We start from the raw sequence: 12460 nt of genomic DNA, 5'->3' as shown, positions 1-12460 counted from the left end.
AACCGTCACAACCACACCGGCGAGTCAGGAAGTGGGGCCAGAAATAACCGTCCTACCGGGGCCAAACAAACCTGTCACAGTCACCCGAAAGGCGACGGCGGTGAGGCTTACCAACTCCCGGACGGGCGGTGGCGCGCCGAGGTTGACCTCGGCCGAGGCGCGGACGGCAAGCGGCGCCGGGTCGCTGTCTATGGCAAGACCGCCGCTGCGGCGAACGCGGCGCGGCGGGATGCGGTGCGCCGGAAGGAAGACGGGCTCTTGGCCAGCACCCGATCTCCCACCCTGATCGACTGGCTGGAGTACTGGCTGACCAACATCGCCGCGGTCAAGCTGAAACCGCGAACACTGGTCGGCTACCGCTCCTACATTCGGACATGGGTAGTCGGAACCAAGGTCGCCAAGGTCCGCCTGGACAAGCTCACCCCTGAGCACCTGGAGCAACTCTACGGGGCGATGCGCGAGGCCAAACGATCCGAATCGACAGTCTCCCAGCTACACCGGATCCTTTCCCGGTCGATGACTGTTGCCGTGCAGCGCGGCCGACTTGGCGCCAACCCGGCCAAGAAGTTGGAAGCACCCCAGCCGGCGGCATTCGATCCTCACCTGCTCACTCCCGACGATGCCCGCAAGCTTCGCGTCGTCGCCGAGCGGACTGAGGGCGGCACGCGATGGCTTGTTGCTCTGGCCCTCGGACTACGCCAGGGCGAAGCCCTCGCGCTTGCCTGGGACAAAGTCGATCTCGACACCGGCGTCCTGCACGTCCACCGCGAGCTCTACTCCCTCTCATGGCAACACGGTTGCCCCGAGAGTGAGCCGTGCGGCCGGCACGCTTTCAAATGCCCCGAGCGGCACGGGGGCGGCCGGTTCGTTGGGACGCCGAAGTCGGCCGCCGGCAGGCGCACCCTTCCCCTGCCACCCCAATTGCTCTCCGCACTCCGGCGCCACAAAGAGACGCAGGCCCGGATCCGCATCGAAGAGGGCAAGCACTGGACCGGCTTCAAGCCACAGAACGGTGACAAGCTCGACCTCGTGTTCTCGCAGCGGGACGGCAAGGCGTTCCACGCTTCCACGGACTGGGAGACCTGGAAGGCTTTCATCGCTCAGTGCGGAGTGCCCGAGGTGCGGCTGCACGATGCCCGCCATACGGCAGCCACCCTGCTCCTGCTCATGGGGGTGGACGGGCGCATCGTTATGGAGATGATGGGCTGGTCGTCGGTGACCATGCTCAAGCGCTACCAGCATGTCCTAGAAGAGATGAAGATCGAGGCCGCGAAGCGGGTCGAGCAGGCCCTGTGGGAAGCGCCTCGGCCGACCGAGCCGGACGCCGCGGTTGTCTCGCTGGATGCCTTCCGACGCAAGCGGAATGCCTGATAGGCCACCAAATAGGCCACCGTCCAAGGCCCGGGCAGGCTCACTGAAACGTCGAAGCAGCCCCGCCTCCCTTGAAAAACAAAGGGAAGCGGGGCTGCCTTGCGTCGTGCCCCAGCAGGGACTCGAACCCTGACTTTGCGGATTTTAAGTCCGCTGCCTCTGCCAATTGGGCTACTGGGGCGCCCGGATTATCCTAACCCGGCGGACCAGCCCAGGTGGGGCTGCGGCGGACGCGCCACGGCCTGGCCCCGCCGGCCGCCTCCCGGGCCCAGCTACAGCCGCTGGAAAGGCGCCGCATAGCGGAAGGTCCCCCTGACGCCGCCGGATGTGCCGCCGTCGGGCATTCCGGGCAGCGGCAGCACCTGGAAATGCTCGCCCCAGGCAGGATCGGGAGCGCCAATGCCCACCGAGCCGGCGGGGACAAAGCCGAAGCGCGGGTAGTACACGGTGCTGCCGAGCAACGCGATGCCGGCCTCCCCCGCAGCCTCGGCGCGGCGGGCTGTTTCGCGGAGCAGGGCCGAGCCGATTCCGCGCCGCTGCAGGTGCGGCTCCACGCTGATGGGCCCGAGCCCGAGGAAGGCGAGCCCGTCCACGGCGCCGCGGGTGCTGATGACGTGCCCCACGATCTCACCGCCCAACTCGGCCACGATGCTGAACTCGGGGAGGTATTCCTCACATGCGAAGAGTTCCGCCAGGAGCCCCACCTCCGCCGGGATACCGTCCACCGGCAGGCCGGTGACCGGGCTGATCGAGAACGCCGATGCTGCCAGGGCCAGGATCGCCTCGCGGTCCGCAGGGACCTCGCCGCGCAGCACCAGCCCCTGCTGAAGGAGGGTGAGGACTTCCATCGCATGGCCTGCCTGTGCGGTGGGCACCAGGAGGTGGTCGTGGTGGAAGCCGGCCAGGACGTTGCAGCTGATCCCCGCAGCACCGAGCGCAGAACTGACGGCAGCCGTCAGGCCCACGGCTTCCAGCGCGGAATGGACCTGCAGGGTGATCCAGGCTGCCACGAAGTCGTAGGCGAGGCCCAGCCGTTCGGCTTCGTCGCGGTGCAGCACCACCGTGAGGCCCTCGGCTTCGCGGACGGCAGCCTCGATGTCGCCCTCCAGGGGCTTGCCATGCGGCCACAGCGCATATACGTACTCGCCCTCCCGGAGGACCGGATGCATCGATGCGAGAAGCGCCGTCAGATCAGTTTCGCCTGCCATGGCAGACAGTCTAGGGCTGGGCGGTCCGTGTCCGGGCATGTGCCCGGCAGATACGACGACGGCGGCCGCCTCCCCGCGCGGGGAGACGGCCGCCGTTCTCGTAAGCAGGGGCCACGCCGCCCGGGTTCCCTGGCTGAGCGTAGCGAAGCGAGGGGGGCGGTGGGGACTTACTTGGCGTCGGCCGTGACCGGCGCCTTGTCCTTGTCCTCGGCCGGGGCCGCGGGTGCCGGGGCAGCAGCGGGCTTGGGGGCCGGGGTGGCAGCGGCCACGAAGGCGCCGCGCGGGTTGTCCAGGTCGATCAGCTGGGTGGTGTCTCGGCCTGCGAAGAAGGCCAGGATCCAGCCGAAGATCACGCGGAACTTGCGCTCGACGGTGGGCATGGCAAGGCCGTGGTAGCCGCGGTGCGCCAGCCAGGCCAGGCCGCCCTTGAGGCCGATGCGGCCCAGGAGGTTGATGTTGGCAACGCCCTTCCATTCACCGAAGCCGGCCACAGCACCGAGGTTCTTGTGCTTGTAGTCGGTCAGCGGCTTGTCCCAGCGGGAGGCCCAGAGGTTCTTGGCGAGCTTCTTGGCCTGGCGCAGGGCGTGCTGGGCGTTCGGCACGCAGGTACCGTCCGGCAGGCCCTTGCCGGTGAGGTCCGGAACAGCGGCGATGTCGCCGGCGGCCCAGGCGTTCTCCACGATGCCTTCGTCGCCGCCGATGCGCAGGTCCGGGAGGACCTTGACGCGGCCGCGGGGTTCCAGCGGGAAGTCGGTGGAGCGGACCATCGGGTTGGCCTGCACGCCGGCGGCCCACACCAGGGTGTCGGCAGCTACTTCCTCGGCCGGGGACTTGTCCGGCATGTTGATCAGCTTCAGGGTGCCCTCGGCGTTGTCGAGGGAGGTGTTCAGCAGCACCTCGATGCCGCGGCTGCGCAGGTGCTCGACGACCCACTCGGCCTGCGGTGCGGTGACCTCGGGCATGATGCGGCCCATGGCTTCGACCAGGATGAAGCGGACTTCCTCCTGCTTGATGCGCGGGTTGTTCTTGACCGCGGCGCGGGCGAGGTCTTCCATTTCGGTGATGCACTCGATGCCGGCGAAGCCGCCGCCGACGACCACGAAGGTCAAGGCCTTGGCGCGCGCTGCAGCGTCGGTCATGGTGGACGCGGCTTCGATGCGCTCGAGGACCTTGTTGCGCAGCGCAACGGCTTCCTCGATGGTCTTCAGGCCGATGCCCTTGTCCGCGAGGCCCTTGATCGGGAAGGTGCGGGTGATGGCACCGGCGGCCAAGACGACGTCGAAGTACGGGATCTCGAACGGGGCGCCGCCGTCGGCCGGGGCAACAACCGCAGTGCGGTTGGCGTGGTCGATGCTGGTGACGCGGCCCTGGATCAGCTCGGTGTGCTTCAGGTGCTGGCGGTGGGAGACGACGGCGTGGCGCGCCTCGATGTTGCCACCGGCAACTTCCGGGAGGAAGGGCTGGTAGGTCATGTAGGGCAGGGGATCGACGACGGTGACGATGCCGCCGGCGTTTGCGATCTTCTTCTGCAACTTCAGTGCGACGTAGAGGCCGACGTAACCGCCGCCGACAACGAGAACACGGGGACGGTCAATAAGCTCAGGGGTGGGTGCCATGAATCCAGAATAGCGCACTTTGTGAAAATCTTCACTAGCTGCTTTTGAGGGCTCCCCTGCGGGGCACGGCGGCTACTTCCTGGCGCCCGGCTCCACTGCGTCCAGGGTGCCTGTGTCCGGTTCTGCGGGGGTGGTCCGATAGACCCTGCGCAGCTGGATGACGGCGCCCGCAACGATGGCGACGAACAGGACACCGAAGCCGATCACCACCACGCCCGGAAGTGCAGTTCCGGCGTCGGCCGGGGTTTTGGCCGCGGGGACAGTGGGGTCCTTCAAGGTGGGCTTGGCGCTTGCCTTCTTGGTGGGGCTTGGCTCCGGCGTCGGGGTGCTGAAGTCGCCGCGCCGGTGGACGCGGATCCAGTCGCTGATGGAACCGAGAGGGTTGCTCTTGGCCTCAGGGACGGTTGCGCCCAGGGCTGCCTTGGCGTCGAGCACCCCGTAGCCATAGATCGGGTCCTTGCCCTTGACCCCGGAGTCCTTCGCGGTGCTGACGATCCGGTTGATCACCTGCTTGGCGCTCATGTCCGGCCACTTGGAGCGGATCAACGCTGCCACGCCCGAGACGATCGGCGTGGCCCCGGAAGTTCCCGCCCAGTCGGCGTAGCGCCCGCCCGGCATGCCGCCGACGAGCTCTTCCGCAGGGGCCGCGACCCCGATGCTGATGCCCTGCGACGACGAATCCACGCTCGCATTGCCGTCCCGGTCAAGGCCACCGACCGTCAGCACGCCCGGGATCGTGGCCGGCGCGCCGACCTGCACGTTCCCGCCGATGCGGTTGCCCGCGGCGGCGACGATCACCACATCCTTCTGTTCCGCGTACAGGAAAGCCGCGTCCCAGCTTTGCGGCCACTCCGGGGAGGTGCTGCCCAGGGAGATGTTGATGACCTTGGCCCCGTGGTCCACAGCCCAGCGCACGGCCAGTGGGATCTGCTCCTGGTCGGTCTTGCCTGCGGGGTTCGCCGAACCGAGCCAGGTGGAGACGGAGAGGATGTCCGCCTCGGGGGCGACCCCGATAATGCCTTCCGGTCCCCCGCTGCTGTCGGCACCGGCCGAGGCGGAGGGGCTTGCCTTCTGGTGGCCGCGGCCTGCAAGCATGGTGGCCACGAGGGTGCCGTGTTCGGGCTTGGCGCCGATGCTCTTCTGCCCGTCCGGGTTGCCCGCACCGGACACATCCGTGCCGCCGACCACCGCACCCTTCAGGTCCGGGTGGCGGCCGTCCACGCCGCTGTCGATGATCGCGACCTTCACCCCGGCGCCCTTGGATTCCTTCCAGGCTTCGGCGATCCCGGATTCCTTGAGCCAGTACTCCTTGTCCCGCCAGGTGTCGGCGGCGGCGGGCTGCGCCGTGGCCAGGCCGCCGGCGGCCAAAACCGCGGCGAGCCCGGTGGAGGCAAGCAGGCCCGCCAGCGTGGCAGACAGGGTCCGGCGGCGCCGTCGTGGTCCGGAGGCCTTCGGCAGATGCGTCATCAGCGGCTCCCCCATTACTTGATGCTCAGCGCGATGCCGTCGAGGATGTCATGTTCGCTGGAGGTGGCACCGGTGATGGTCCCGGCGCTGGACTGCGCGAGCCGCTGCAGGATGCGCCGCCAGACCAGTGCGCCTGCGCCGATGACGTCCACCCGTCCCGGGTGCATGTACGGCAGTTTCGCGCGCTCTTCGCGGGTCATGTCCAGCAGCTCCGTGGCGGCTTTGCTGATCTGCTCGAGGCTGAGGGTCGCGCCGTGGATCCGCTGGGGTTCGTAGCGGTCCAGGCCGAGCGCGTGTGCCGTGATGGTGGTGATGGAACCGGCCACCCCGACGACGGCGGTGCTGCGTTCCAGCGGAACGGTTCCGGCTGCGAGGTCGAGGGCGGCGTCGACGTCGGCTTCCGCCGCGGCGATTTCCGCCGCGGTAGGCGGATCGCTGCGCAGGTGCCGTTCGGTGAGGCGCACGCAGCCGATGTCGACCGACTTGGCCGCGATCACGCCGTCGGCGTCGCCGAGCACGAACTCGGTACTGCCGCCGCCCAGGTCCACCACCAGCACCGGGTCCTTGCCGCGCGACGGCAGCACGCTGCTGGCGCCGGCGAAGGACAGGGCGGCTTCCTCGTCGCCGGACACCACTTCCGGCTCGACGCCGAACAAATCGCGGATACCGTCCACGAAGACCTGCCGGTTGCGGGCGTCACGGCTCGCTGAGGTGGCCACGAAGCGGACGCCGCCGGCGCCGTGCTCCTCGATCAGCCGGGCGTAGTCGCGGCTCGCGTCGAAGGTCCGTTCCAGGGCTTCCGGGGCGAGCTCGCCGGTGGCGTCCACGCCCTGGCCGAGGCGCACCACGCGCATTTCGCGGACGACGTCGCTCAGCGGGGCGCCTCCGCCAGTACCGTTCACATCGGCCCCGTTCACGTCGGCAATGAGGAGGCGGATGGAGTTGGTGCCGCAGTCAATCGCAGCCACGCGCTTCATGCGGTGCCTTCTTCCGTGGTCTCGGCGGTGTCCTGGCCCTTGCGGACAGGTGCGGGGCGGCCCACGATGGCGGGCAGGCCCTGCGGTCCGTGCCGGCTGAGGTCTTTGGACGGCGCCTCGCCCTCGGTCTCCCAGGCGCCCTCGCAGTAGCAACGGTCCTTGGTCCACCACTCGGCGATGGCTTCCAGTGCCTCGTCGCCCAGGGGGTTGACGCCCGGGCCCGCGGCCAGGGAATGCCCCACCAGGACGTGCAGGCACTTGACGCGGGTGGGCATGCCACCGGCAGAGACACCGGCGATTTCCGGAACCTCGCCCGTGCCCGCGCGGCCGGCGATCTCGTCCCGGGCCCGCAGGTAGGCCTCATGCGCTTCGCGGTAGGCATCGGCCAGCCTGGAATCGGCGGCAAGGCGGTCGTTCATCTCGTTCATCGTGCCGCCGGCTTCGAGGCGCGACACGGCGGAGGTGATGACCGGGTGCGTCAGGTAGAAAGTGGTGGGAAACGGAGTACCGTTGCCCAGCCGGGGTGCCGTTGCCGCAACCAGGGGGTTGCCACAGACGCAGCGGGCGGGGATTTCCACCACGTCGCGCACGGGCCGGCCGAGCTGGCGGCTCAGGACGTCCAGGTCATGTGCCGAGGGCATGCGGGATTCCTCCGTCGCAGGGGCCGTGTTCTCTTGCACTGGCGCTGCCACCTTCCTGCCCTGTTCTGCCGTTCCCTCAGGGCGCGACGGCGGCGGGCACCGCGTCTAGTCTGTTGCCGAGCGTCGGATCGACTCCCACAGGCCATCCACCCAAGGCAGGTTTCCAGGGGTTCCGGACGCTCCATCGCCGGTGCGGCCACCGGGTGTACCGGCGGGAACTTCCGCACCAAATACCCAGTAGCCCGTTTCACCCGGCATAACCATGTTAATGCGGTCGCGCGCCTGCTGTTTGACGTAGTTGGGGTCCTGCCAGCGCGAGATCTGCTTTTTGAGGTCTTCCTGCTCGGCCTGTTTGCCCGCGATTTCGGCCTCCAGGGCGGAGATCTCGGCGCGTTTCTCCAGGAAGATTTTCACCGTCGGGGCAAGCAGGATGGTAATGGCGACCATGACGACGGCCAGCGCCAGCATGCGTCCCGAGAAGCCTTTCGCCGGGACAGGATCGTCCCCCTCCCCGGTGGCGCCGCCTTCTTTGCCATCAGTTCTGGAAATCACCGGCCGCGGCGCGGCCCTGCCCGGGGCGGCCTTCGACGCCGGCCCTTTCGGTTTTGCAGCCGTGGCAGTCTTTTCGTCTGTGCCTTGTGCCGCCGCTGTGCCGGTTGCCGAAGCAGCGGCAGCGGGCGACGCCGGGGCGTGGATGTCCGGAGCGGGGGCGGCTTTGCGGGATTCGCCGAAATCCGCCCGGATAACGTCGCCGCCGGCCTTCTGCTGGGGCCGGCCGAGGGCGTCAGCCCGGGGGACCTTGGGGCGGCGGGTTGCCATGACACTCCTGTACTGCTCGCCTGTACTACATGGTGCACGCCCGGCTGCTTGCTGGGTTCTACGCTCGCACGGCCGCCCGACGCGCTGTTCGATTAAACGCGGTGTCCGATTAAACGGAACCGGCGGCCATGGTCTTTCCACCATAGCCACCGGTCAGCCGTTTTCGCGGATACTAGCCCTTGAAACGCGGGAACGCGCTGCGGCCGGCGTAGCGTGCGGCGTCGTCGAGTTCCTCTTCGATGCGCAGCAGCTGGTTGTACTTGGCAACGCGCTCGGAGCGGGCCGGGGCACCGGTCTTGATCTGGCCGGCATTGGTGGCGACGGCGATGTCAGCGATGGTGGTGTCCTCGGTTTCGCCGGAGCGGTGCGAGGTGATGGTGGTGTAACCGTTGCGCTGTGCCAGGGACACGGCGTCGAGGGTTTCGGTCAACGAACCGATCTGGTTGACCTTGACCAGCAGGGAGTTGGCCGTGGCGGCGTCGATGCCCTGCTGCAGGCGCTCCGGGTTGGTGACGAAGAGGTCGTCGCCCACCAGCTGGACCTTGTCACCGATGGCGTCGGTGAGGATCTTCCAGCCTTCCCAGTCGTTCTCGTCCAGCGGGTCCTCGATGGAGACCAGCGGGTAGTCGGCAACGAGCTCGGCGTAGTAGGCGCTCATGTCGGCGGAGCTGAGGGCCTTGCCTTCGAACTGGTAAGCGCCGTCCTTGAAGAACTCGGAGGAGGCAACGTCCAGGGCCAGGGCGATGTCCTTGCCCGGGGTGTAACCGGCCTTCTTGATCGCTTCCTGGATAAGGTCCAGGGCGGCGCGGTTGGACGGCAGGTTCGGGGCGAAGCCGCCCTCGTCGCCCAGGCCGGTGGCCAGGCCCTTTTCGTTCAGCACGGACTTGAGGTTGTGGTAAACCTCCACGCCCCAGCGCAGGCCCTCGGAGAAGGTCTCTGCACCGATCGGGGCGATCATGAATTCCTGGATGTCGACGTCGGAGTCGGCGTGGGAGCCACCGTTGAGGATGTTCATCAGCGGGACCGGCAGGACGTGGGCGTTCGGGCCGCCCAGGTACTTGTACAGCGGCAGGTCGGCAGAGGCGGCGGCGGCGTTGGCCACGGCCAGGGAGACGCCGAGGATGGCGTTGGCGCCAAGCTTGCCCTTGTTCGGGGTGCCGTCCAGGTCGATCATGGCCTGGTCGATGCTGCGCTGGTCGGTGGCGTCGAAGCCGATCAGGGCCGGGGAGATTTCGTCGATGACGGCGTCGACGGCCTTCTGGACACCCTTGCCGAGGTAACGGCCCTTGTCGCCGTCGCGCAGTTCGACTGCCTCGTGCTCACCGGTGGAGGCACCGGAAGGAACCGCGGCGCGGCCGATCTGGCCGTCGGAGAGCAGAACCTCTACTTCTACGGTCGGGTTTCCGCGGGAGTCAAGGATCTCGCGGGCGTGGATGGCATCGATAAGCGCCATGGATTGCTCCTTATGGTGAAGCGATTTACTGGGAATCTAGAGGGAAAGTCTCGACGTCCTCGTCGGCACTAGCCTAGTCGAGAGTGGCCAAGGTTACGGAACGGTTTCCTGGAAGGCACCTCAGGGGGTTCCTTCCTCGCGGCCCTGGTAGCGGCGCACGGCGCCACGCAGGGCCCGTTCGGCGTCGAATCCCTGCTCCCTCGCGGCCGCGGTGACGGCGAGCAGGTAGTCGCCGAGCTCGGCTTCCGTCTCATGGACCGGGACGGGCACGACGGCGGGATCCGGCTTTCCGGCGCGGCCCGCTTTTTCTGCCCGGTCAGCCCGGTCGAGGGATTTCTGCGCGAGCGCGAGGGCGGGCAGGTGCGGCGGGATGCCTTCGAAGGGATCACTGCGCCCCGGCTTTTCGGCTTTCTTGACGGCATCCCATTTCTGCACGATCTCCTCCACCGTGGCCGGGAAAGAATCCTGCAGGGTACCGTCGGGCCGGAACACGTGCGGGTTGCGGCGGACCATTTTCGCGGTGATGGCACGGGCGACGTCGTCGAAATCGAAGCGGCCGTTCTCCTCGGCGAGCCGGGCGTGCAGCACCACCTGGAGCAGGACGTCGCCCAGTTCACCGGCGAGTTCCTCCTCCTTGCCCGCCTCGATCGAGTCCACCACTTCGTAGGCTTCCTCGATCAGGTACTCCACGAGTGATTCGTGGGTGAGGGCGCCCATCCACGGGCAGTGCTCACGCAGGGCCGCGATCACCTCCACGAGACGGGACACGGCTCCCCCGGGGACAAGGCCGCCGGAGGAGCCATCTGCGCCGTGTGCCGGATGGTCAGCCGGCAAGGTTGGCGTAGGCGTCATTGATGTATTCGACCAGGGCTTCCTTCTCGTCCAGCGAGAGGAAGGAGGCCTCGGCAGCGTTGAGGGTGAGCTCCAACAGGTCGTCGAGATCGTAGTCGAAGGTTTCCACCAGCAGCTCGAACTCGTTGGTGAGGGTCACGCCGCTCATGAGCCGGTTGTCGGTGTTGACCGTGACGTTGAAGCCCAGCTGGTACAGCATGTCGATCGGGTGGCTCTCGATGCCCTCGCCGAACTCGGCGATGGCTCCGGTCTGCAGGTTGGAGGAGGGGCAGATCTCCAGGGCGATGCCGCGGTCGCGGACCCAGGCGGCCACCTCACCAAGGGTCACCATGCCCACAGCCTCTTCGCCGTCGTTCTCCGGATCCACCTCGAACTCAACGGAGATGTCCTCGGCGATCCGGACGCCGTGGCCCAGCCGCAGGGCACGGCCGTCGACGAGGGCGGAACGGATGCTGTCCAGGCCCGCCGCTTCGCCGGCGTGCACGGTGGCCGGGAAGTGCTGCTCGGCGAGGTAGGTGAAGGCGTCCCTGAAGCGCGACGGCGGGAAGCCGTCCTCGGCGCCGGCGATGTCGAAGCCCACGGCACCGTTTGAGCGGTGGCGGACGGCGAGTTCGGCGATCTCCTGGCTGCGGTCCGCGTGGCGCATGGCGGTGATGAGCTGGCCCACCTGGATGTCGCGGCCACGTGCGGCGACAGCTTCCACACCTGCTTCGATGCCTTCCTGAACGGCGTCCACGGCCTCGTCCAGGGTGAGGCCCTTCCGGAGGTGCTGCTCCGGCGCCCAGCGCACCTCACCGTAGACGACGCCGTCGTCCGCGAGGTCCTCGACGAATTCCTTGGCAACTCGCACCAGGGCGTCCTTGGTCTGCATCACGGCGATGGTGTGGTCGAAGGTCTCGAGGTAGCGGACCAGCGAGCCGGAGTCCGCGGACTCACGGAACCATTCGCCCAGGGCCACGGGATCCGTGGACGGCAGGGTGTGGCCGACGGCTTCGGCGAGTTCAATGATGGTGGCCGGGCGCAGTCCGCCGTCCAGATGGTCGTGAAGGGAGACCTTGGGCAGGCTCTTCAGATCGAAGTCGAGGGCAGGGGCGGCATCAACAATGGGTTCAGTCACGGACTAAGAGTAACGTGCAGGGGTCCCCGGCCGTGGGCCCACATCGCGGGGGCGGTGGAGGCGGCCGTTTACCCGGCGTCCGGGATCCGGGCGGCTTCCTTCTCGTCCTGCACCTCCGGCTCCGCGGCCACGGCGGCATCCTTCTTCTCCAGGTGCCGGTGCCACCAGCGCAGCGCGTGGTCCACCACGAAGCCAAGGACGACGGCGAACGCCACCGCGATGCCGACGCCCAACAGCGGGTTGTTGTGCACCCAGCGCCCCGCGAGGAGACCGACGCCGATCGAGTAGCCCACCCAGGTGAGGCAGGCGAAGGCGTCCAGGAAGAAGAAGGTACGGTGCCGGAACCCGGTCTGCCCGGCGACGTAGTTGACGGCCACACGGCCCCAGGGGATGTAGCGGGCGGTGAAGATCAGCACGGCCCCGCGCTTGCCGAGCTCGTACTGGGCCCAGGCGAACATCTTCCTGACCTTCGGCCGGCGCATCCATTTCCAGCGGTCCAGGCCGATCTTGCGGCCCAGCAAGTAGGCCATGTTGTCCCCGGCCATCGCGCCGACGAGGGCAGTGGCGCCGAGGATCCAGAGGTTCGGTTCGCCGTGGTGCAGGGAGAGGGCGGACAGGCCCACGATGGCGGTTTCGCTCGGCAGGATCGTGGCGAAGCCGTCGATGAAGAAGAACACCAGGAGCACAGGGTAGATCCACGGTTGCCCGGCGGCGTGCTCAAGCATCTGGTTCAGGAATTCCACGGACGACGGCTCCTAGTACTGACCGGGCGATCTGACCGGGGGAAATAAGGGCGGGGAAATAAGGGCTGGACAGCTTGTCCAAGTGTCCCACGGCCGGCGCGTCGTTCGCTACGCCCCGGCCGGGGGAATCACCGCTTCAAACGCTATCCCGGCAGGCGGCATCGGCGGCTCCCCCTGCGGGGTGATTTTCCGGCGT

The 12460-nt window shown here is 68.0% G+C and carries 11 protein-coding genes and 1 tRNA gene; 1 reads left to right on the top strand and 11 read right to left on the bottom strand.

What is annotated here, in order from left to right; all coding sequences use genetic code 11:
* Positions 1-1371 (top strand): tyrosine-type recombinase/integrase (locus DWV11_RS12825; protein ID WP_210725740.1); only part of this gene is annotated, 1371 nt, incomplete at its 5' end.
* A gap of 107 nt (positions 1372-1478) precedes the next feature.
* On the opposite strand, the gene DWV11_RS12820 is transcribed toward DWV11_RS12825, so the two are convergent.
* The 11 genes from DWV11_RS12820 to DWV11_RS12770 all read right to left on the bottom strand — a co-directional run bounded on the left by DWV11_RS12820 (position 1479) and on the right by DWV11_RS12770 (position 12246).
* Positions 1479-1552: transfer RNA gene (locus DWV11_RS12820), tRNA-Leu, on the bottom strand.
* A gap of 91 nt (positions 1553-1643) precedes the next feature.
* On the bottom strand, positions 1644-2579 hold the full coding sequence (locus DWV11_RS12815; RefSeq protein ID WP_115789315.1) for an N-acetyltransferase: 936 nt from the start codon (positions 2577-2579) through the stop codon (positions 1644-1646).
* A gap of 167 nt (positions 2580-2746) precedes the next feature.
* Positions 2747-4195, bottom strand: a complete 1449-nt coding sequence (locus DWV11_RS12810) for an NAD(P)/FAD-dependent oxidoreductase (protein ID WP_115789314.1) — start codon at positions 4193-4195, stop codon at positions 2747-2749.
* Positions 4196-4267: 72 nt separating this feature from the next.
* Complete coding sequence (locus DWV11_RS12805) at positions 4268-5662, bottom strand: S8 family serine peptidase (protein WP_115789320.1); 1395 nt, start codon at positions 5660-5662, stop codon at positions 4268-4270.
* 14 nt (positions 5663-5676) lie between these two features.
* On the bottom strand, positions 5677-6639 hold the full coding sequence (locus DWV11_RS12800; RefSeq protein WP_115789313.1) for a Ppx/GppA phosphatase family protein: 963 nt from the start codon (positions 6637-6639) through the stop codon (positions 5677-5679).
* Positions 6636-7319 carry a DUF501 domain-containing protein gene (locus DWV11_RS12795; RefSeq protein ID WP_210725739.1) on the bottom strand — a complete coding sequence of 228 codons (684 nt, stop codon included), beginning with the start codon at positions 7317-7319 and terminating at the stop codon, positions 6636-6638. The genes DWV11_RS12800 and DWV11_RS12795 overlap by 4 nt, the downstream gene beginning before the upstream one ends.
* A gap of 66 nt (positions 7320-7385) precedes the next feature.
* Positions 7386-8099 (bottom strand): FtsB family cell division protein, encoded by a 714-nt coding sequence (locus DWV11_RS12790; RefSeq protein ID WP_115789311.1) that lies wholly within the window; start codon positions 8097-8099, stop codon positions 7386-7388.
* A 172-nt stretch (positions 8100-8271) separates the two neighbouring features.
* Complete coding sequence (gene eno / locus DWV11_RS12785) at positions 8272-9552, bottom strand: phosphopyruvate hydratase (protein ID WP_115789310.1); 1281 nt, start codon at positions 9550-9552, stop codon at positions 8272-8274.
* Positions 9553-9672: 120 nt separating this feature from the next.
* Positions 9673-10269 carry a MazG nucleotide pyrophosphohydrolase domain-containing protein gene (locus DWV11_RS12780; protein WP_115789309.1) on the bottom strand — a complete coding sequence of 199 codons (597 nt, stop codon included), beginning with the start codon at positions 10267-10269 and terminating at the stop codon, positions 9673-9675.
* A 106-nt stretch (positions 10270-10375) separates the two neighbouring features.
* Positions 10376-11521 carry an adenosine deaminase gene (locus DWV11_RS12775; protein WP_115789308.1) on the bottom strand — a complete coding sequence of 382 codons (1146 nt, stop codon included), beginning with the start codon at positions 11519-11521 and terminating at the stop codon, positions 10376-10378.
* A gap of 68 nt (positions 11522-11589) precedes the next feature.
* Entirely contained in the window at positions 11590-12246 is a 657-nt protein-coding gene (locus DWV11_RS12770; RefSeq protein WP_245953619.1) for a DedA family protein, read from the bottom strand.
* Positions 12247-12460: the final 214 nt, after the last annotated feature.

The sequence above is a fragment of the Arthrobacter silvisoli genome, from assembly GCF_003369445.1.
Classification (GTDB): Bacteria; Actinomycetota; Actinomycetes; order Actinomycetales; family Micrococcaceae; genus Arthrobacter; species Arthrobacter silvisoli.
This window is presented reverse-complemented; position numbering and strand designations above follow the sequence as displayed.

Excerpts from the sequence above, each read along its gene's own strand:
- DWV11_RS12815 (WP_115789315.1), bottom strand. The coding sequence starts at position 2,579 with ATGGCAGGCGAAACTGATCTGACGGCGCTTCTCGCATCGATGCATCCG.
- DWV11_RS12810 (WP_115789314.1), bottom strand. The coding sequence starts at position 4,195 with ATGGCACCCACCCCTGAGCTTATTGACCGTCCCCGTGTTCTCGTTGTC.
- DWV11_RS12805 (WP_115789320.1), bottom strand. The coding sequence starts at position 5,662 with ATGACGCATCTGCCGAAGGCCTCCGGACCACGACGGCGCCGCCGGACC.
- DWV11_RS12800 (WP_115789313.1), bottom strand. The coding sequence starts at position 6,639 with ATGAAGCGCGTGGCTGCGATTGACTGCGGCACCAACTCCATCCGCCTC.
- DWV11_RS12790 (WP_115789311.1), bottom strand. The coding sequence starts at position 8,099 with ATGGCAACCCGCCGCCCCAAGGTCCCCCGGGCTGACGCCCTCGGCCGG.
- eno (WP_115789310.1), bottom strand. The coding sequence starts at position 9,552 with ATGGCGCTTATCGATGCCATCCACGCCCGCGAGATCCTTGACTCCCGC.
- DWV11_RS12780 (WP_115789309.1), bottom strand. The coding sequence starts at position 10,269 with ATGGGCGCCCTCACCCACGAATCACTCGTGGAGTACCTGATCGAGGAA.
- DWV11_RS12770 (WP_245953619.1), bottom strand. The coding sequence starts at position 12,246 with ATGCTTGAGCACGCCGCCGGGCAACCGTGGATCTACCCTGTGCTCCTG.